This is a genomic window from Antiquaquibacter soli, assembly GCF_030580675.1.
Taxonomy (GTDB): domain Bacteria; phylum Actinomycetota; class Actinomycetes; order Actinomycetales; family Microbacteriaceae; genus Rhodoglobus; species Rhodoglobus soli.
In genome coordinates this window covers 128957-147823 of record NZ_JAUQUB010000005.1, presented here as the reverse complement: position 1 = coordinate 147823, position 18867 = coordinate 128957, and the positions used below count along the sequence as shown (strand labels likewise).

The window sequence follows — 18867 nt, the reverse complement described above, 5'->3', positions numbered from 1 at the left end:
CGCGCCGCCGCGAACGCACGCTGCTCCTCAAGCAGCCGCTCATCCGACAGCGCCGCCGCATCCGCACGCGAGAACGCATGCAACGCCGGCAGACTCAGGGTGTTCATACCTCAAATCTAGCAGCGACATTCGAACGCGTGTTCTCATGGTGCCGGACTGTGGAAAACTGTCCGCGAGCGGGACGTAGGGACAGAAGGAACCGGGCGACGTCAGCCGACGCGGCGGCGCTCGAGCGCGGCGTCGAGGTCCGGGGTGCGGATGGCCGAGTCATCCACGACGCCCATCGCCGCGAAGCGGCTCGTCGCGGCGGGAGCCACGGGCGGCCCCGCTGCCGCGGGCTGGACAGCGGGCGGCTCGGCGGCACGCAGCGCCTCCTCCGCCTCGGCGGCGGCGCGGCGCAGCGACTCGGCGAGGTCGCTCGCGGATGCCCGTTCCGTCGGAGCCTCACCGCGCGACAGGTACATCGGCTTCGGCACCGGCACGGGCGTCCACTCGGTGCGCACCGGCTGCTCGCTCTCGAACTGGTGGTCGACGATCCCCTGCGATCGACGCACCACAGCCGGAGCACGACGCGCCCGGGAGACCTCCGCGAGCCGCCCGAGCAGCGCGACGGCGCACAGCGCGGCGAGGCCGGCACCGCCGAGGACGAGCCAGCTCCCTCCCGCCGCGGCCCCCGAAGCAAGGACCGGAATCTGCGCGAGGGCGACGACTACGGACCCGAGCAGCACGGCGGCGGCCAGCATCCGGGTGCGGCGCAGTCGCTGCGCGGCGAGAACGTGCGGGGCAGGGCGCGGCGCGGGCTGAACGGGCCGCCCGACGGCGACCGGCCCGGCGGGCGCGCGGCGCAGCGCTTGAGTAGGTGCCTCGGTCGTCTCCGCGAGCACGCGGATGGTCTGTTGGAGTCGCACGGCGTTCCTCTCGGTCGCCATGTACTCGCGACGCTTCAGCCAACTGGGCACGAGGTACACCAGCCACAGACCCGCGGCGATGGCGAGCATGATGCCGCCGCCGAGACCCGTGAGTTCCATGCCCCTTAAGGTACGAGCGGCAGCGCCCGGATCGCGGGAGCCGCGCCGGAAGTCCGGGTCACACGAGCGGTCGCGACGCCTTCGCGCGGTCGAGAGCGGGCACCTCGGCGGCATCCGCGGGCGCTCGCCCGTCGAGCCAGCGGCGCAGCACCCCGGTGGGCACCTCCTCGACGGTGAGGCCGAAGCAGAAGTGGTCGCGCCAGTCGCCGTCGATGTGGATGTACCGCCGCCGCAGCCCCTCGTAGCGGAAGCCGAGCTTCTCCACGACCCGCAGCGAGGGCCCGTTCTCAGGCCGGATGCAGATCTCCATGCGGTGCAGCCCCAGCCCGAAGAAGGCGTGATCCGTGGCGAGCGCGACGGCCGTCGGGGTCGCCCCGCGGCCGGCGAACTTCTCCGACACCCAGTAGCCGATCGTCGCCGACGACAGCGAGCCGTACGCGATCGACGACACGTTGAGCTGGCCCGCGAGCTGGCCGTCGTACTCGATCACGAACGGCAGACCGTGACCGGCCCGCGCGTTCTGCTGCAGGGCCCGGATGCTCGACCGCACGTCGAACGGGCCGGGCCCGACCGGGTTCGTCGCCTCCCACTTGCGCAACCACCCGCGGTTCGCGGCGAGCTCCCTCTCGAGCGCGCGCGCATCCCGCAGCCGGATGGGCCGGATGCCCGTGCGCCCCTCACTGAGGGCGGGGATGCCGAGCGCCATCGCCTAGCCCAGCGTGTCCGCGAACGACTTGAGCCACGGCCGCAGCTCGGGACCGAGGTCGTCGCGCTCGACCGCGAGCTGCACGATCGCCTTGATGTAGTCGACCCGGTCGCCGGTGTCGTACCGGCGGCCGCGGAAGACGACGCCGTAGACGCCGCCCGCGATGTCCTTCCGAGCGAGCTCGAGGAGCGCATCCGTGAGCTGGATCTCGCCGCCCTTTCCCGGGTCGGTTCGCTCGAGCACCTCGAAGACCTCCGGCTGAAGTACGTAGCGACCTATGATGGCGAGGTTCGACGGCGCGGTGCCCGGCGCGGGCTTCTCGACGAGGTCGGTGATGCGCACGACGTCGTCCTCGTCGGTCGTCTCGACGGTCGCGATGCCGTACAGGTGGGCGGATGCGGGGTCCACCTCCATGAGCGCGATGACGGTGGCGTTGCGCTCCGACTGCTCCTCGAGCATCCGCGACAGCAGCACGTCGCGCTCGTCGATGAGGTCGTCGCCGAGGAGCACGGCGAAGGGCTCGTCGCCGACGTGCATCCGCGCCCGCAGGATCGCGTGGCCGAGCCCGCGGGGGTCGCCCTGGCGCACGTAGTGCATGTCGGCGAGGTCGTTGGAGTACTCGACCTTCTGCAGGCGCTGGAAGTCGCCCTTCTGCTCGAGCGTCGACTCGAGCTCGGTGACGCGGTCGAAGTGGTTCTCGAGGGCGTTCTTGTTGCGCCCCGTGATCATGAGCACGTCGGTGAGCCCCGCCTCGACGGCTTCCTCGACGACGTACTGGATGGCCGGCTTGTCGACGACCGGAAGCATTTCCTTGGGCATGGCCTTGGTCGCCGGCAGGAAGCGGGTCCCCAGGCCCGCCGCCGGGATGACTGCTTTCGTGATGCGAAACCCCATGGGACCAGGCTATCTACAATGGAGTCCATGACGGACGGGCCGGAGTCCCAGAAGCGGGCGCTGCGCGCCGAGCTCCGCGAGCGCCGACGCATCCGCACGGCGACGGAGCGCGAGCGCGAGGCGGCGGCGATCACGCAGCACCTGGTCGACCTCGCGAGCGACCTGGGGTCGCGATCCATCGCCGCCTACCTCTCCACCCCGGAGGAGCCCGGCACGCGCGACTTCCTGTCGTGGGCGTGCGGTCAGGGAATCCGGGTGCTCCTTCCGGTCTCGCGGGCCGACGGCCTGCTCGACTGGGCGCCGTACGACGGCGAGCAGGAGGACGAGGACCTGATGGGGATGCCCACCCCCACGACCGAGCTGCTCGGGCCGATCGCCATCAACGACGTCGACCTCATCCTCGTGCCGGCGGCATCGGTCGACCGCTCGGGGATGCGCCTCGGCTGGGGCCGCGGCTACTTCGACAAGACGCTCGGCTCGATGGAGAACTGCCCGCCCGTCTACGCTGTCATCTTCGACGACGAGCTCGTCGACAGCGTGCCGTCCGAACGACACGACCAGCGCGTCGACGGGGTCGTCACCCCGTCCGGCATCGTCGCGCTCCAGCCCTAGAGGAACCATGCCCACCTACTCCTACCGGTGCACCGAGTGCTCCAACGCCTTCGACATCCACCAGTCCTTCACGGATGACTCGCTCACCGTGTGCCCGACGTGCGGCGGTGCGCTGCGCAAGGTGTTCTCGCCCGTGGGTGTGACGTTCAGCGGCTCCGGGTTCTACCGCACCGATAGCAGGGCGGGGTCGGGCGGCGGTTCGTCGGCGGAGTCATCCGGGTCGAGCTCGTCGTCGAGCGCTCCCGCACCCGCGGCGGCCCCCGCGGCGAGCTCGTCGGCCTCGAGCTCCTCGAGCTCCTCGACCGCGAGCTAGGGGACGAGCGTGCTGAAGGGGTTCAAGGAGTTCATCCTCCGCGGCAACGTCATCGATCTCGCGGTGGCCGTCGTCATCGGCGCCGCGTTCACCGGCATCGTCAACGCCATCGTGAACAGCGTGCTCAACCCCGCGATCGGGGCGCTCTTCAACGCGGAGAGCCTCGCCGAGGCGCTCCCCGTGTCCATCCCCACGACCTCGGGCGGCACCGCGACGATGTACTTCGGCGCCGTCATCGGCGCGATCATCCAGTTCCTGCTCGTCGCGATCGTCGTGTACTTCGCGCTCATCGTGCCGATCAACTACCTGAAGCGCGTCTCGTTCCGCAAGAAGAAGGAGGAGGCGGCGGAGGCGGAGCCCGCTCCCCCGACGGAGCTCGAACTGCTCGCCGAGATCCGCGACCTGCTCGCGGCGGAGAAGGGCAAGCACACCGCCTAATCCCTTCCCCCTCCGCGAGGGCTCACCTCGCTCTCACGGGCTCGTGAAAGCCCGCACGCTAGTGCGAGTGAGGCGAGCCCCTGAGGAGCGGCTAGGGGCGCGCGCCCCAGTGCGGGGGCACGTCGCGGCGCAACTGCTCGTCGTTCTCGTCGGCGCGGTGGCGGGGCGGCTCGGCGACGGGGTTCGGGTCGGAGCCGGGAGGGGCATCCGTGCGCACCCGACGGCTGCGCCGCTCGGCCCGCGGTCGGTCCACCGGATCGTCGGCGCGGTGCTCGGCCACGGCGCTCAGGCGTTCGCGACCACGGGGATCGGCTCGGTGATCGGGGCGGGGTCGCCGCCGAGCATCGTGACGACGCGGTTCGCAACGGTGTCCGGCTCGCTGAACAGCTCGAAGGCGTGCACTCGCAGGTAGTGCCAGCCGAGGCGTCGCAGCAGCTCCGGTCGCAAGCGCAGCGACTCACGCAGGCTCGACGAGAGCAGGACGGCGTCCGTCTCGATGGCGATGCACATTCCCCCTCGGGATGCCACGAGCCCGAGCTTGCCCCGGTGCCCGAGCGCGACGCGCAGGCCGCGCGCCTCGAGCCGCTTCGCGAGGTCGACGAGCATCGGCTCGCTGTCGTCGGGCACGTGCTCCTCGAGCTGGCGCGCCCCGATCTCGCCGAGGATCTCGGCGAGCGCGACGGCGCCGTGCTTCATGCGGCCGTCGTCGAGGTCCTCGGGCTGGAACGAGCTCACGATCACCATGGAGCGCCGCGCGCGAGTCATCGCGACAGCGAGCAGCCGTTCGCCGCCCGGCTCGCCGAGCGCGCCGAAGTCGCTCAGCACCCGGCCGTGTGGGGTGCGGCCGTACCCGATGGAGAAGATGACGCGATCGCGGCTCTGGGCGACGGCCTGCTCGATCGTGTACACCGCGAACGGCTCGGGTCGGTCGCCGATGACGTACTCGACGAGCTCCGGGCGGCTCGACAGGGCGCTCAGGACCGCCTGCATCACCCGCACCGCGTGCTTCTCGCTCGCCGTGATGACCATGAGCGACTCGTGCGGCTTGCGCGACGCGTGCTCGAGAACGAGCTCGACGACGCGCTCGACCTCGGCCTCGGGGCTGTGCACGGCGCCGGAGTCCGGGTCGGGCATCCCGTGCCCGTCCTCGACGTAGTCGAGCGCGATGCTGCCGTGACCGAGGAAGCTGCCGGCCCACGGGAGGGACTGGATGCGCCCGCCGTAGAAGCGGCGGTTGACGAGCTCGGCGAGGTCTTCGCCGCCGGGGCGGTAGCTGCGCGTGAGCGTGAGCGTGGGCAGCAGGCTGCCGAGCCGGGCGAGCGCGGATGCCGCGTGCAGGTCGTCCACGTCGGGCGCGGGCAGAGGCGCGCCCTCGCCGACGGCGATCTCGAACGGGGCGGGCGTCTGGGTGACCGGGTCGCCGAAGGCGACCACCTGCTTCGCGCGGCGGATGGCGCCCGCCGCCTCCGCGACGGTGACGGCACCCGCATCCACCAGGATGACCGTGTCGAACGGCATGGTGTCGACGATCGACGGCACCTCGTAGGGCGACGCGAGCCACACGGGCGCGACGGGCCGCGACAGGTGCGGTGCGGTCGTCTGGAGGTCGAAGGATGTCACGGTCTCGCGCTGGAGCAGCCGCTTGAGCAGCGTCGCCTCGTCGGGCCAGTCCACGAGCCCGATCTTCCACGTCTCCGCGAGCTGCCACCCGAGGATCTGCGCGCTGGATGCCGCGTGAGCCTCGTCGACGAGCCGGAAGTCGGCCTCGAGCCGGTCGAGCACGGAGATGTTCGCGCCGAGCAGGGCGCGCTCGGACTCGAGCAAGTACTGCAGCGCCGACTTCCACCACGAGAGCTCGAGCTCGAGCGCGACGCGCTCCTCGGGCACGTGGCGGCGGGCGAGGTCCTCGATGAGCGGGTCGAGATCGAGTTCGCGGAGGGCCCCCATCAGGGCGGTGCGGTCCTGAAGGTTGTGCAGCACGTCCGACTCGGCGGCGAGCCCGGCGATGCGGTCCACGAGCTCGGCGATGGGCAGGTTCTCGAGCTGCGACTCGCGCGTCGTGAGCCCCAGGGGCACGTCGAGCGAGGCGAGGTCCTGGGAGACCTGCTGGTACGCGACCTGCACGTCGCCGATGCCCACGGGCACCTCGGGAACAGCGCCCTCCGCGACGTAGCGGTGCCAGAGCACTCGCTGCTGCTGGATTCGCACGAGTGCACCGTGAAGGTCGCCGATGCGCACTCCGGGTCGGACGTACTCCATGGCGAGCTTCTTGAGCCGGCGGCGGTTGCCGCTCGTCATGTCGGGGAAGTCCTTGCGGGGGGCGGTCGCGGCGATGAGCTCCGTGAGGGAGCGGTCGAAGACCATCGGCAGGAACTTGTCGAGCGTGTCGCGCAGGTCGACGAGGAGGCGCAAGTAGACGCCGAGCTCGCTCACGTTCTGGAATGGGCGCAGGTGGGTGCCCGCGATGAGTTCGTTCGCGCGCTGGATGAGTCGCGGCAGCGACTCGGAGTGCAGCCGCTTGGCGACCTCGTGGGCGCGCAGCGCCTCGTCGCCGTTGGCGAACTGGGCGCCGTACCAGGGCGAGTCGCCGGGCCCGTACTTGAACTCCCCGAGCTTGGCGGCGGCGACCATGATCTCGGCGGCGCGGCTGCGGTCGGCCGCGAGGCGCTCCACGGCGCCGCGGCTGAGTCGCGCCGTCGTGCGGGGCGGCTCCGGCAGGAGGGCGAGGCGGCTGAGCTCCGAGACGCAGTCGAGCACGGAGACGGTGAGCGAGGCATCCGTCTTCCCGAGCGCGCCGCGGTAGTCGAGCAGCACCTTGCGCAGCCGGGTGAGCGCCTCGTCGATCTCCCCGACGTTGGGCTGCTTCGCCTTCTCGCTGCGCGCGATCGAGCGCACGATGTCCCGCCGCAGCGACCGCGGCTGAACGGCCAGTCCGGGAAGACCGACGTCCGCGAGGCGGTGCGAGACCGACTGCAGGGATGCCCGTCGCGGGCTCACCACGAGCACCCGCTTGTTCTGCCCCACGAGGGCGCCGATCGCGTTGACGATCGTCTGGGTGCCGCCGGTTCCCGGCAGGGTCTTCACGACGAGCGAGTTGCCCGCGGCGATCTGGGCGATGACGTGCTCCTGCTCGGCGTCGGCATCGAGGAGCAGGGCATCCGTCTGGGGCGACCGCTCGTCCGCGGGTACCGGCTCGACGGGGGCGTAGTCCTGGCCGAGGCGCTCCGCGACGGAGGTGTTGCCGGCGAGCGCGTCGAGCACGGGGTGGTCGAGGCTGTCGGCGTCCGCGACGAGGGCAGCGGCGACCTCGGCGAAGGAGGAGACCACGAGCCGGGGGCTCACCCGGAAGCCCTCGATGTGCGACGTCAGCCCGCGGAGGCGGTCGATGATCGCGTTGGGCTTGAAGGTGCCCGAGTCGTCGGTGAGGGCGACGAAGGACTGGGCGTCGAGCGTCACCTGGAACTGCTCGTCGAGTGCGCGAGCGAACGCCGGGTTGAGCACGGCGCTGCCCCGGAGCTTGATCTCGAAGTCGCGGCCGTACCGGCGGATGGCGAGCGGGCGCAGCAGCACGGGGGCGCGGAACGAGCGGCCCTCCCACTCCCACTCGGCGATGCCGATGCCGAGGTGGACGGAGTCGATGCCCCGCGCCGTCGCGAGGTCGAGGCTCTTCGCGGCCACGGCGGCGGCGGCGAGCTTGGCGCTGCGCAAGGCGATCTCGTCGCGGATGAGGCTCGACAGCAGAGTGGTCTTGCCGGTGATGAACTGGGCGAGCCCTCCCGGGTGGGTCGTCGAGAGCTCGATGCGGGTGCGCGGCGAGTCCTCGAAGTGCAGGAGCGGGTTGCGACCGCCGACGCGGGAGAGCTCCGCCCGCCAGTCCAGCCAGGCGGGCTCGGCGACGTTGCCGAGCTTGAGGCTCGGGTCGCCGAGGCTCAGCACGTGCGGAGCCGTGACCTGCGCGGAGGCGCGCAAGTGCTCGTCGACCTCGTCCGGTTCGACGAGGTCGGGCTCGACCCGGTAGTCCTCGGGGTGTCTGTCAGCACGCCACACACCGCCACCTTAAGAGCCCGGGTCGCCGAATCCCGGCACAAACGGCCGAGTTTCGCGCATTCCTGCCGCCGTAGACTGACGGCATGGACCTCCTCGGCGGTGCGGCGCTGGCGCTCGGTACCGTCGTCGTGGTGGTCGTCGGGGGCGGCATCGTCGCACTCGTGGTCGTCGCACGGCGGGTGCGGTCTGGGGCGATTCCGCGGTTCGGCGGCACGGGCATCCACGAGCTCACCCGGCGGGCGGGCACCCTCCTGGTGCGGCTCGACGACCGGTTGCGTGACGCTGACAGCGAGCTCGGCTACGCGATCGCCCAGTTCGGGGCGGATGCCGCGAAGCCGTGGGCCGACGCGCTCTCGGGCGCCCGAGCGAAGGTCGCGGAGGCGTATCGGTTGAGGCACGCACTCGACGACGCCGAACCGGACTCCGATCGACGGCAGCGCGAGTGGACGCTGCAGATCATCGCGCTGTGCGAGCAGGCCGAGCGCCAGCTCGACGAGCAGGATGACGCGTTCACGCGCTTGCGCGGGCGCGAGGTCAGTGCGGAGGGGACGCTGCGGGAGCTGCGTAGTCGCATCGAGGATGCCCGGGCGCGAGCCGCGGCATCCCGCGAGCTCCTCTCCGACGCGGCCGCCCGCTTCGCCCCCGCGGCGCTCGCCGCCGTCGCCGATCACCCGGCGCAAGCGGACCGGCTGCTCGACGACGCGGCCGTCCGGGCGGATGCGGCGGCGGCCGGCATCGCCCCCAGCGGGGTGAGCTCGGTCTCGGGCATCCTCGCCGAGGCCGAGCAGATCGTGCACCGCGCGGGGGACCTTCTCGAGTCGGTGGAGCGCACCGTCCGCGACCTGGAGGCGGCGAGCGCCGCCCTCGCGACGAGGCGCAGGGAGCTCGCCGAGGACGCGACGCAGGCCCGCGCCGAGGTCGAGTCGGCCCCCGACCCGGACTCGGGGGCCGCCATCCTCGACGCCCTCCGCGAGCTCGAGGCGATCACGCCCCTCTCCCCCGCGGACCCGGTCCGCGAGCTCGACCGGCTCGACGAGGCGGCGTCGAGGCTCGACCTCGCGCTCGCCGGGTCGCGGAACCAGAAGCAGCGCTTCGCCCACGCCCTCGCCGCGTACGAGGGCACCCTCGTCTCGGCGCGCAGCCAGATCGCGGTCGTGCGCGACCTCGTCGCCGGCGGGCGGGCCGGCGTCTCCGCCCGCACGCGACTCGCCGAAGCGGAGCGCCAGCTCGCGATCGCCGAGGCCGAGACCGACCCCGTCGAGAAGCTCGACGCCGTTCGCCGCGCTGTCACGCACGCCCGCGACGCCGACGCCCTCGCCCGCTACGACCTGGGAGGCTGACATGACCGACCCCGAGCTCGACCACGCGCTCACCCGCCACACGGACTACGGCCAGTTGCCGCTCACCGAGGACGCGATCGCCCCCGACCCGATCGAGCAGTTCCGGCGGTGGCTGGCGGACGCCGATGATGCGGGCGTGTACGAGCCGAACGCGATGGTGCTCTCCACGATCGACGCCGACCGGCTGCCGAGCAGTCGAACGGTGCTGCTGCGCACCGTCGACGAGCACGGCTTCGAGTTCTTCACGAGCTACACCTCGGCGAAGGGCCGGGCCCTCGTCGTGCACCCGCACGTCTCGATCGTCTTCCCCTGGTACACGATCCACCGGCAGGTCATCGTGCGCGGTACGGCGGTGCCGACGACGCCGGAGATCTCCGACGCGTACTTCGCGTCGCGCCCGCGCGGATCGCAGATCGCCGCCGCGGCCAGCGACCAGTCTCAGCCGATCGCGAGCCGCGACCTCCTCGAGGATCGCGTGCGCGAGCTCGAGGAGCTCTATGCGGGCGGCGAGGTGCCCCGGCCGGCGACGTGGGGCGGGTTCCGTGTCACGCCGAGCTCGTTCGAGTTCTGGCAGGGACGAAGCTCACGGATGCACGACCGGCTCCGCTTCACGCGGCAGGCGGGCTCGTGGCAGCTCGAGCGGCTTCAGCCCTAACCGGTCAGAACGCGGCGACTCCGCCCGGTCGCGCCGCGATCAGCTTGGGCGCCTTCCGGCTGCTGCGCGCGTAGACGGTGGCTCGCTCGCTCGACAGGGCGAGCAGGAGCAGGATGTCGAGGGCCGCCGGCACGAGGCCGCCCCCGAGCGTGAGCCGCTCACCGCCGAGCATGATCGTGACGGCCTGCAGCAGGAGCGAGGCGGCGCTGATCGTCATCGCCACCACGCGCGCCCAGTTGCTGCCGAGGAAGACGAACAGCGTGAGGAACAGTTCGAACAGCGCGACGAACCCGAGGCCGGCCGCGACGATCGCCGCGACGAGGGACGCCGACTCGCCGTCGACTTGATCGGCGACGAGACCCGGGAGCTCCACCACCGTCGCGATTCCGACCGCGATGCTCGACAGCGCCCCGAGGGCGAGGATGACGGCCCCCACGATCGTCGGCGCGGGCCGCCGCTGCGTGCTCACAGTGGCGACCTCCCCGCGCGAGCCCGCCGGCGCGACGACCGCGCGGAGGTCAACGACCGGCAGGTCGCCGTCGGTGGTAATGCTGTCGCCGCCGCCGTTTCGCGCGTGGTAGCCCGTCGAGAAGTCCCGGATGACTCGAACCCGGGCATCCGGGTTGGCGGCGGTCACGGTCGCGACGATGTGGTCGCGCTCGGCATCCGTGTCCGCAGCGATCTTGTGGGTGACCTGCAGGGTGAACAGCGAGAGACCGACGGCGCGGTCGTAGGTGCCGGCGGCGAGCCACTCCGCGGGATGGCCGCCGGGGAGCATCCATCCCGGCGGGCAGCGCCAGAAGCGCACGTGGTGGCGCTTGCCGGGCGTCCCGTCGACCTCCTGCTGATACGCGAAGTCCTGCCTGCGGCCGAAGAGGAACAGCGGGCTCACCGGCGCCTCGAGGTAACTGCGGCGCAGCAGGGTGGACGCGACGATCGCCCAGCCGGTGCGCAGCGAGAGGTCGTCGGCGAGGGTCCAGCCGGCCCGGGTCATCGTCTCGTGGATGGCCGGCTCGCCGCCGAGCAGGGCGAGATTGACCGGGTCGCCGAGCAATCCGTCGCTCGTGCGGGCGCGGCCGATGAAGTAGTCCGGCACATAGATGCGTGTGAGGATGCGGTGCAGCCGAGGTAGCACGAGGTAGGCGAGCACCACCCAGAAGACGACCGCCCCGAGGAGCTGCCACCACCCGAGCGTGAAGCTCTCCCGGGCGAGGAGGTAGGCGAGCCAGACGGCCGCGATACCGCCGATCACGAAGAAGCCCCAGTCGAGCGCGGAGTCGACCTCCTTGCGCGGCGCGAACTCGGGCAGCGGGATGTCGACGATCCGGCGGGCCATGCCGCCAGTGTAGGACCCGGTTTGTGCTGGAGTAGAGGCATGCGCTTCTCGTCCTACGTCGCCGTCGGCGACAGCTTCACCGAGGGAGTCGGCGACGACCTCCCCGACGGCCGCGTGCGCGGCTGGGCCGATCTCGTCGCCCTGGGTCTCGCGCTCTCCTCTCCCGAGCCCGTCGGCTATGCCAATCTCGCCATCCGAGGCCGGAAGCTCGCGCCGATCGCCGGTGAGCAGGTGGATGCCGCGATCGCGCTGTCTCCGCAGCTCATCAGCATCAACGGCGGAGGCAACGACATCATGCGGCCGCGCGTCTCGATCGACGGCATCACGGAGCAGCTCATCGACGCGGTGGACCGGGTCGCGGCGGCGGGCATCCACGTCGTGCTGACCAGCGGGGCGAACCCGATGCGGCACATCCCGATGGGTCCGCGCTTCGAGGCGCGCGGCAACGCGTTCGCGCGCGCCGTGCAGCGGCACCTCCCCCGCGACGGCGTGACCTGGGTGGACAACTGGGGCGACCGGGAGCTCGGCGAGCTGCGCTACTGGTCGGTGGACAAGCTGCACCTCGGCCCGCTCGGCCACCGCCGCGTCGCGGCGAACGTGCTCGCCGCGCTCGAGGTGCCGGTCCCCGACTTCGGCCCCGAACCGCTCGAACCGGCGCGACCGAGAACCGCCGAGTACTGGCGCGAGTACGTGCTGCCCTGGATCGGGCGGCGGCTCACGGGACGGTCATCCGGCGACAACCGAGAGCCGAAGTCGGCGACGCTGCAGCCCGTCGAGGTGCCCTAGCGGAGAATCCGCTCCATGAGGTCGACGAGGCGCTCGGCGTGCTGGATGGCAGCGGCAGCCTTCACAGACGTGATCATGAGCGGCTCGTAGGACGCGTCGTTCTTGAGCGAGAGGAGCGCTCGAAGGTGGCCCGCAGCCGCCTCGCCTCCGTGTGCTCGCCGAAGGATCGCGAGAGCGTCGGAGTGCTGACTCGAACTCGAGCGCACACCGAGTGCCCGACCGCAGATCGCATCGGCCGCAGCAATGCCCGCGAGGACTGCATTCGTCGCAATCACATTGGCAGCGGCTTCCACACTGACCTCATCGGAGAAGTCGCTCGTGACGCGCGCCGCTTGGAGGAATGCCCGTGCCTGCGATGCTCTGACCTCGATGTCCCGGAGACCCATGGAACTGGTCGCCCCCGACCCACGCGGACTCACGTGAGCTGATCCGCGGGGAGAAACGGCCCACGCCCGTCGATCGGACGAGAACTAGCGCGAATGGAGCGAACCAGCGGCGAGTGGTGCCGGTCGAGCTCCGCGATCTCGTCATCATTGAGGTGAACGACCTGCCCCGGATTTCCTGTCATAGCAAGAATGAGGTCTTCGATTCCCCTGGCCGCGACCTCCCGCCGCTCCACCGATACGTCTCCCGGTGGCACCACGAGGACGTCGACATCGCTCTGCGACGTGGCTTCACCACGAGCGACCGAGCCGAACAGGGCGACGCGAGCGCGATCACCGAGTTCCTCATGGACTCGCTCGACGATCGCCTGCTCGAGCTGTGCTGGCGCCGCCAGTATGTCCTCGATCGGCTGCCAGTAAAGGTGCTCCCGATTGAGACGGTAGAGGTGGGCGTGCGGATGCTTCTGCACGAGTACCAGGCCAGCTCTCTCGAACTTGGAGAGGAGCCGATGAACCGTGGCCGGACTCGCCTGGCCCGCCAAGGCAGCCAAGCGGCGCCCTGTCACAGGATCGCTGAGGCGTGCCAAGGCGCTCAGCAGCGCCGCCTCGGTCTGACCGAGGAGGTCGGCGCCGACTCTACTGAGTTCCATCGCCCAAGTGTACCAAGTATGAGACACATGTTTCAAAAGTAGAACATGAAACTAGGCCTGCGGACCGGCGATGTTCACCAGCCAGCTCACGCCGAATCGGTCGGTCAGCATCCCGAACGTCGCACCCCACGGAGAGCTTCCGAGCGGCTGGTCGACGGTACCGCCCTCGGCGAGCTTCTCGAAGTAGCCGGAGAGCTCCGCCTTCTCCGAGTTCTCGCCGCTCAGCGAGACGCTGAAGGCCTTGGCGCCCTCCGGCATGGCGATGTGGCTCGGGGTGTCGGAGGCCATGATCGTGTAGCCCGCCGGGGTGTCGAGCTGCGCGTGCATCACGAGGTGCGCCTCGGCCGGCTCGACGGGCGCCCCGAAGTCGGCGAACGTGCTCACCGCGAGGTCGCCGCCGAACACGGCGTGGTAGAACTCGATGGCCTCGCGCGCGTTGTCGACGAAGTTGAGGTAGGGGTTGAGGATCGACATGGCGGCAGTCTGCTCCCGTCCACCGAGATGCCGCTAGTCCCCCTGCTCGCCCCCTGCCCTCAGTTCCACGATCCGCGCGGCGATGCGCGTGACGAGCCCGACATCGATCGGGCGACCGAGCGGCAGGTTCACCGAGTCCTTGCCCGACCGCAGCCGGGCGACCTCGGCCTCGAGCTCTCCGCCGAGCGGCGGCACCGGGTAGAGGCCGATGTGCTTCTTCCACCCGGCGAAGTGGATCGCGTAGCGTCCGCCGAGCATGACGGCGGGCATCCCGTACCGGACCTTCTCCTCGCCGCCGGGCACCGCCGCGTGGATGGCCGCGCGCACCTCCTCGAGCGCGGAACGCACCTCCGGGGAGAACCCCGCGAGGTAGTCGTCGACGGATGCTGCGGCCTCTGCCATGGCCCCGAGCCTAGTAATCCGCCCCTCCGCCGTCCTACGCTGGAAACGGAGTACATCGCAGCACTGGGGGTGCGAATGGACGACAGACGGCCGAACGGGCTGACCCGGCGGGTGGTGCGGGCGTGGTGGAACGCGCGCAAGGAGAGTTGGGAGCGCATCCCGCGTCCGCACGGCGAGCCGAGTGCGAGCGCCGAGGGACCCGACCCCGCTCGAGTGCTCCTCCTGGGCGACGGACCCGCGATGGGGTTCGGGGTGACGAGTCACGACCTCGCCCTGCCGGGGCACCTGGCCCGCCAAGCCGCCCGGGCGACGGGTCGCGGTGTTCGCGTCGACCTGATCACCGACCTGGACCTCGACTCGAGGTCGGCGCTCGCGGCCTACCGCGAGCGGGCCGGAACCGGGCACGATGTCCTCGTCGTGCTCCTCGGCTCCGTCGATGCGGTGCGCCTCACCCGGGTCTCGCATTTCGCGGAACGTGTGGGCGCACTGCTCGACCAGGCGACGTGCGACGGGGTGCGCCGCATCCTGATCGTCGGCATCCCGTCGTTCGCGGCGATGCCCGTCGTGCCCCGGCTGCCCGGTCGACTGGCGCAGCGGCACGCGCCCGCCCTCGTCGCGGCCCTCGAGTCGGCGGCGCGGCGCCGCGTGCACGCGCGATTCGTGCCGTTCTCCCCGCCGCCCGAGCCGTCGACCGACCGGTACCGCAGTTCGGAGACGTACGGGCGCTGGGCTGCGCTCATCTCGCCCCACCTCGCGGCCCAGCTCGAGGAGCTCCGCGACGAAGGGCCGCGCCGGGCGCCGGAATTCGCTACGCGGCTCGAGGAGCGCTGAACGCCGGAGTACCGCCCGCAGCCCGTCACAGCGCGAGCACGACGATTCCCACGAGCGCGAGGCCGACGCCCGCCCACTGCACCGGGGAGATTCGCTCCCGCAGCACCGCCGCGGAGAGTGCGATCGTGCCCGCCGGGTAGAGCGAGACGATCACGGCGACGATCGCGAGCGCTCCCTCCCGCACCGCCAGGACGTAGAGGGCGTTGGCGGCCGCATCGAGGAGACCCGTGGCGAGGGCCGGCCCGAGGCCGCGGGTGGTGAGCCGACCGGTGACGCCGCGGCGGAGGCCGATCACGAGCAGGACGACGCCGAGGACGAGCAGCCCGGCGGCGCGGTTGGCGAGGAGCGGGAGCATCCCGGAGTCGGCGGGCGCGGCGGCGAGGAAGATGTAGAACGCGCCGAACAGCACTCCCGCGACCACCGCGAGCGCGATGCCGCGACCGCGCCTCGGTCCCGCGGAGCGCTCGCCCGTCACGATCGAGACGAGAGCCGCTCCGGCGAGAACCGCGACGAGACCGAACCAGGTCGGCGCATCCGGAAGCTCTCCCCCGGCGAGCGACCAGATCACCGGGGTCGCGCCCGAGATCGTCGCCGTGAGCGGCGCGACGACGGCCATCGGCCCGATCGCGAGGGCTGCGTAGAGGCTCGCGGCGGCGAGCATCCCGACGACTCCGGATGCCGCGCCCCACAGCAGCGCCGCGCGGGATGCCGCTCCCGGCACGACCGCGGCGGCGATCGAGAACACCACGACCCCCACGGCGGCGCTCGTCGCGGCGACGACGAGCGAGGATCGCACCCGCGACGCGAGGCCCCCGACGAAGTCGGCCGCGCCGTACGCGAGGGCCGAGAGCAGCGCGAGAACGACCGCCATCAGTGCCGTGTCATCCCTTCACCGCTCCCGCGAGAACGCCCTCGATGAACCGCCGCTGGAACACGACGTAGAGCACGACGATCGGCAGCGCGACGAGGATCGCGGCCGCCGACATGAGGTTGTACTGGGTCGTGTACTTGTTCGAGAAGCTACCGAGCGCGACCGTCACCGGCAACTGATCGGGGTTGTTGACGAGGACGAACGCGAGGAAGTAGTCGTTCCACGTCCACATGAACGTCAGCAGCCCGAGAGTGATGAGGGCGGGCGCCGACAGGGGCAGCATGATGCTTCGCAGGATGCGCAGGGGGCCGGCGCCGTCGATCATCGCGGACTCGAGGATGCCGCCGGGAACGGATCGGAACGCGGCGCGCATCCAGAAGACGCCGAAGCTCACGCTGAGGCCGGAGTGGGCGATGATGAGCGCGACGACCGTGCTGGAGAACGGTGTCGCCCGCATCGTGAAGTAGAGGGGCACGATGATCCCCTCGAGCGGGATCATGATGCCCGCGAGGAAGACCAGGAACACCCACTTGTGCCCGGGCGCCTTGAGCACGGCGAGCCCGTAGGCGGCGAGCGGCGTGATGACCAGGGTGATCCCGACGACCGCGAGGCTCACAGTCAGGCTCACGAGCAGGTGCGATCCGAAGTCGGACTGCTGCCAGGCGACGACGAAGTTGTCCCAGCGCAGGTCGCCGAACGCGGGACGGCCGTTGGGAGTGGGGCTGAGCGAGGCGAGCACGAGGAGCGACACCGGGACGAGCACGACGAGGGACATGAAGACGAGCACGGCGAGGTTGAGCACCCGTTCCCGGCGCGAGATCATGAGGCCGCCCGATCGGTGATGCGCACGACGACGATGGAGACGAGCAGCGACAGCACCGCGAGGGTGACCCCGATCGCTGCGGCCCCGCCGACATCCTGCTGGGTGAACGCCTTGGAGTAGAGCAGAACCGCAGGGGTGATGCTCGACGTGCCCGGTCCGCCGCGGGTCGTGAGCCACACGAGGTCGAAGACCCGCAGCGCGCCGATGAGGGTGAGCGTCAGGGCGACCGCGAGCTGCGGCACGAGCCCCGGGAGCGTGACCGAGAAGAACTCGCGCACCGCTCCGGCACCGTCGATGCGCGCGGCCTCGTAGAGCTCCGTCGGGATGTTCCCCGCCCCCGACACGAAGAGGAGCATGCACAGGCCCATCGTCGTCCACGTGCCCGCGAGGGCGAGCACGGGGAGGGTGAGCGTGAAGCTGCCGAGCCACGGCTGGGCGAGGTCGCCGAGCCCGACGGCGCGCAGCGCCGAGTTGACCGCTCCGTCGAGGGAGAACAGCTGCCGCCAGATCACGACGATCACGACGGAGGTGAGCACTTGGGGCAGGAAGATGATCGACCGGAAGACGCCCGTGCTGCGGCTCCGCGTGCGCGACAGCAGCGCAGCCGAGATGAGGCCCAGCGTGATGGGCAGCACGGAGAAGAACACCACCATGACGCCGGTGTGGGCGAGCGCCTCGCCGATGAGCGGGTCGGTGGCGAAGTCGGCGTAGTTGCCGAAGCCGACCCACGTGGCCGGCCCGACGCCATTCCAGCGGAAGAGCGAGAACCACACGCTCTGCGCAGTCGGGCCGATGACGACGAACGAGTAGAACGCGAGCGCGGGGAGTAGGAACAGCCAGGCGAGCATCCCGCGTCGGACACGGGATGCACGCCGGCTGGGGAGGTGCGGGGAGCGGAGCGGAACACCGCTCCCCGCCGTCAGGTGCGTCACTTCGTCGAGCGGAACTCGTCGTAGTTGGACTGCGCCGCCTCGACGACCTGGGCCGGAGTGCCCTGCCCGTCGAACATCAGCTGGAGGTTGACGGTGAGCGCGTCGAGCATCGTCGGAGTCGCCCAGTCGAAGTACGGCAGGTAGCCGTTCGCCTCGGTGACCGCGTTGAGCGACTCGATGCCGTCGTTGAGCATCACGGAGTCCGTGTCCGGCGTGAATGAACCGAACATGGGGATGATCTGGTTGTCCATCGCCGCCTCGCCAGCCGTCGGGCTCGCCATCCAGTCGAGGAACAGGGCGGCAGCGTCCGCCTCCTCGCTGTTCGCCGCGATCGAGAAGTTCTGCGACGAGGATCCCACGGCGGTCAGCGGGCCGCCGTCCTGGCGCGGGAGGATGAACTGGCCGAAGCGGTCCGCCTGCTCCTGGTCGGCGAAGGGCAGGAAGCCGGAGTACCAGAAGGTGAAGAGACCGGTCCCCTCGACGAAGTCCTGGCCCGCGTCCGAGCTGGGCACGCCGGCGAAGTCCGGCGTGAAGTAGTCGGCGTCGACCCACTGCTGGTAGATCGCGGCTGCGTCCTCGAGGCCGGTGGATGCGGCATCCCCGCCCTTGGCGAAGACGAAGTCGCGGATCGCGTCGCCGTCGCCGACCGCCGCCTGGATCGCCAGCAGCGTCGCGGACGCCGGCCAGCCGTCCTGGGTGCCGAGCGCGATCGGCACCTCCCCCGCGGACTTCGCCGCCGCGAGCGCCGCCTCGAAGTCGTCCCAGGTCTGGGGCTCCTCGAGGCCGAGGCTGTCGAGGATGTCCCGGTTGTAGAACGCCGTCACGAACGCGCCCTGGTTGATGGGCATGCCGTACTGGCTGCCCTGGCCGATGTCGGTGCCGTCGGACGTCGCCATCGACTGCTGCAGGATGGTGTCCGGCAGCGAGTCCGGCCAGCCGTAGGCGTCGGAGTAGGGATCGAGATTGAGCAGCAGGCCGCTCGCCGCGAGGTCGCCGACGCCCGACCAGCCCTGGTTGGCGGGGACGATGTCGGGCGCACCGGCCTCCGAGAGCCGCAGGCGGAGCGTCGAGTTGACGTCGTTCGAGTTCTCGCTCTGCCGCTCGATGGTGATGTTCGGGTACTCCTTCTCGAAGGAGTCGACGACGGACGTCATCCACCGCCCGATGGGGGACGCGTCGTCGGTGAACGTGTCGAGCACGGTCACGGTGACCTCGCCCATCTTCGAGGGGTCGGTCACGACCTCTCGGTCGGAGTCGGGCGCGGGCCCCGACCCGCCCGGCACGCAGCCGGCGAGGATGAGGGCGAGCGCCGCGATCGGTGCTGCGGCAATCGGCATGGACTTCAT

General features: G+C 71.0%; 21 protein-coding genes. 7 read left to right on the top strand and 14 right to left on the bottom strand.

The features are described 5' to 3' along the window. Positions 1–209: 209 nt before the first annotated feature. Genes Q5716_RS14740 through galU form a run of 3 tightly spaced genes read right to left on the bottom strand, consistent with a single transcriptional unit; the run spans position 210 to position 2628 of the window. The gene (locus tag Q5716_RS14740) at positions 210–1028 is read right to left on the bottom strand and encodes a hypothetical protein (RefSeq protein ID WP_305003914.1); all 819 of its coding nucleotides are present in this window, start codon (positions 1026–1028) and stop codon (positions 210–212) included. A 58-nt stretch (positions 1029–1086) separates the two neighbouring features. Further along, complete coding sequence (locus Q5716_RS14735; RefSeq protein WP_305003913.1) at positions 1087–1734, bottom strand: GNAT family N-acetyltransferase; 648 nt, start codon at positions 1732–1734, stop codon at positions 1087–1089. A 3-nt stretch (positions 1735–1737) separates the two neighbouring features. After that, the gene (gene galU, locus Q5716_RS14730) at positions 1738–2628 is read right to left on the bottom strand and encodes a UTP--glucose-1-phosphate uridylyltransferase GalU (protein ID WP_305003912.1); all 891 of its coding nucleotides are present in this window, start codon (positions 2626–2628) and stop codon (positions 1738–1740) included. A 27-nt stretch (positions 2629–2655) separates the two neighbouring features. Between galU and Q5716_RS14725 the strand changes: the two genes are divergently transcribed. The 3 genes from Q5716_RS14725 to mscL are packed head-to-tail and all read left to right on the top strand — an operon-like array spanning position 2656 to position 3991. Next, positions 2656–3240, top strand: a complete 585-nt coding sequence (locus Q5716_RS14725; RefSeq protein ID WP_305003911.1) for a 5-formyltetrahydrofolate cyclo-ligase — start codon at positions 2656–2658, stop codon at positions 3238–3240. Positions 3241–3247: 7 nt separating this feature from the next. Next, the gene (locus Q5716_RS14720; RefSeq protein WP_305003910.1) at positions 3248–3553 is read left to right on the top strand and encodes an FmdB family zinc ribbon protein; all 306 of its coding nucleotides are present in this window, start codon (positions 3248–3250) and stop codon (positions 3551–3553) included. Positions 3554–3562: 9 nt separating this feature from the next. Then, positions 3563–3991, top strand: a complete 429-nt coding sequence (mscL, locus tag Q5716_RS14715; protein WP_305003909.1) for a large conductance mechanosensitive channel protein MscL — start codon at positions 3563–3565, stop codon at positions 3989–3991. A 91-nt stretch (positions 3992–4082) separates the two neighbouring features. Here mscL and Q5716_RS14710 read toward each other — a convergent pair whose 3' ends face one another. Both Q5716_RS14710 and Q5716_RS14705 read right to left on the bottom strand, forming a co-directional pair. Continuing rightward, positions 4083–4271, bottom strand: a complete 189-nt coding sequence (locus Q5716_RS14710) for a hypothetical protein (RefSeq protein ID WP_305003908.1) — start codon at positions 4269–4271, stop codon at positions 4083–4085. 5 nt (positions 4272–4276) lie between these two features. Next, complete coding sequence (locus Q5716_RS14705; RefSeq protein WP_305003907.1) at positions 4277–8038, bottom strand: AAA family ATPase; 3762 nt, start codon at positions 8036–8038, stop codon at positions 4277–4279. 83 nt (positions 8039–8121) lie between these two features. Here Q5716_RS14705 and Q5716_RS14700 point away from each other — a divergent pair, with 83 nt between their 5' ends. Next, positions 8122–9378, top strand: coding sequence for a coiled-coil domain-containing protein (locus Q5716_RS14700; RefSeq protein ID WP_305003906.1), 1257 nt, complete (start codon positions 8122–8124; stop codon positions 9376–9378). A 1-nt stretch (position 9379) separates the two neighbouring features. Continuing rightward, positions 9380–10033, top strand: a complete 654-nt coding sequence (pdxH, locus tag Q5716_RS14695; protein ID WP_305003905.1) for a pyridoxamine 5'-phosphate oxidase — start codon at positions 9380–9382, stop codon at positions 10031–10033. Positions 10034–10037: 4 nt separating this feature from the next. Here the strand turns inward: pdxH and Q5716_RS14690 are convergent, their stop codons facing one another. Then, positions 10038–11369, bottom strand: a complete 1332-nt coding sequence (locus Q5716_RS14690; RefSeq protein ID WP_305003904.1) for an LssY C-terminal domain-containing protein — start codon at positions 11367–11369, stop codon at positions 10038–10040. 39 nt (positions 11370–11408) lie between these two features. Between Q5716_RS14690 and Q5716_RS14685 the strand changes: the two genes are divergently transcribed. Continuing rightward, positions 11409–12155: an SGNH/GDSL hydrolase family protein gene (locus Q5716_RS14685; RefSeq protein ID WP_305003903.1), complete on the top strand. Its 747-nt coding sequence runs from the start codon at positions 11409–11411 to the stop codon at positions 12153–12155. Here the strand turns inward: Q5716_RS14685 and Q5716_RS14680 are convergent. From Q5716_RS14680 to Q5716_RS14665, 4 genes are read right to left on the bottom strand one after another with little or no spacing between them, the layout of a single operon-like run. Further along, positions 12152–12541: a hypothetical protein gene (locus tag Q5716_RS14680; protein ID WP_305003902.1), complete on the bottom strand. Its 390-nt coding sequence runs from the start codon at positions 12539–12541 to the stop codon at positions 12152–12154. The genes Q5716_RS14685 and Q5716_RS14680 overlap by 4 nt on opposite strands. Before the next feature lie 29 nt (positions 12542–12570). Continuing rightward, positions 12571–13188: a nucleotidyltransferase domain-containing protein gene (locus Q5716_RS14675; RefSeq protein WP_305003901.1), complete on the bottom strand. Its 618-nt coding sequence runs from the start codon at positions 13186–13188 to the stop codon at positions 12571–12573. Positions 13189–13239: 51 nt separating this feature from the next. Then, the gene (locus Q5716_RS14670) at positions 13240–13662 is read right to left on the bottom strand and encodes a VOC family protein (RefSeq protein WP_305003900.1); all 423 of its coding nucleotides are present in this window, start codon (positions 13660–13662) and stop codon (positions 13240–13242) included. Positions 13663–13695: 33 nt separating this feature from the next. Further along, the gene (locus Q5716_RS14665) at positions 13696–14064 is read right to left on the bottom strand and encodes an iron chaperone (protein WP_305003899.1); all 369 of its coding nucleotides are present in this window, start codon (positions 14062–14064) and stop codon (positions 13696–13698) included. A gap of 75 nt (positions 14065–14139) precedes the next feature. Here Q5716_RS14665 and Q5716_RS14660 point away from each other — a divergent pair, with 75 nt between their 5' ends. Then, positions 14140–14895, top strand: a complete 756-nt coding sequence (locus Q5716_RS14660; RefSeq protein ID WP_305003898.1) for an SGNH/GDSL hydrolase family protein — start codon at positions 14140–14142, stop codon at positions 14893–14895. A 25-nt stretch (positions 14896–14920) separates the two neighbouring features. Here Q5716_RS14660 and Q5716_RS14655 read toward each other — a convergent pair whose 3' ends face one another. Genes Q5716_RS14655 through Q5716_RS14640 form a run of 4 tightly spaced genes read right to left on the bottom strand, consistent with a single transcriptional unit; the run spans position 14921 to position 18867 of the window. Continuing rightward, on the bottom strand, positions 14921–15766 hold the full coding sequence (locus Q5716_RS14655; protein WP_305003897.1) for a DMT family transporter: 846 nt from the start codon (positions 15764–15766) through the stop codon (positions 14921–14923). A 10-nt stretch (positions 15767–15776) separates the two neighbouring features. Beyond that, entirely contained in the window at positions 15777–16589 is an 813-nt protein-coding gene (locus Q5716_RS14650; RefSeq protein ID WP_305003896.1) for a carbohydrate ABC transporter permease, read from the bottom strand. Next, on the bottom strand, positions 16586–17521 hold the full coding sequence (locus tag Q5716_RS14645) for a carbohydrate ABC transporter permease (RefSeq protein ID WP_305003895.1): 936 nt from the start codon (positions 17519–17521) through the stop codon (positions 16586–16588). The genes Q5716_RS14650 and Q5716_RS14645 overlap by 4 nt, the downstream gene beginning before the upstream one ends. Beyond that, entirely contained in the window at positions 17518–18867 is a 1350-nt protein-coding gene (locus Q5716_RS14640; RefSeq protein WP_305003894.1) for an ABC transporter substrate-binding protein, read from the bottom strand. Before Q5716_RS14640 ends, Q5716_RS14645 begins: the two co-directional genes overlap by 4 nt.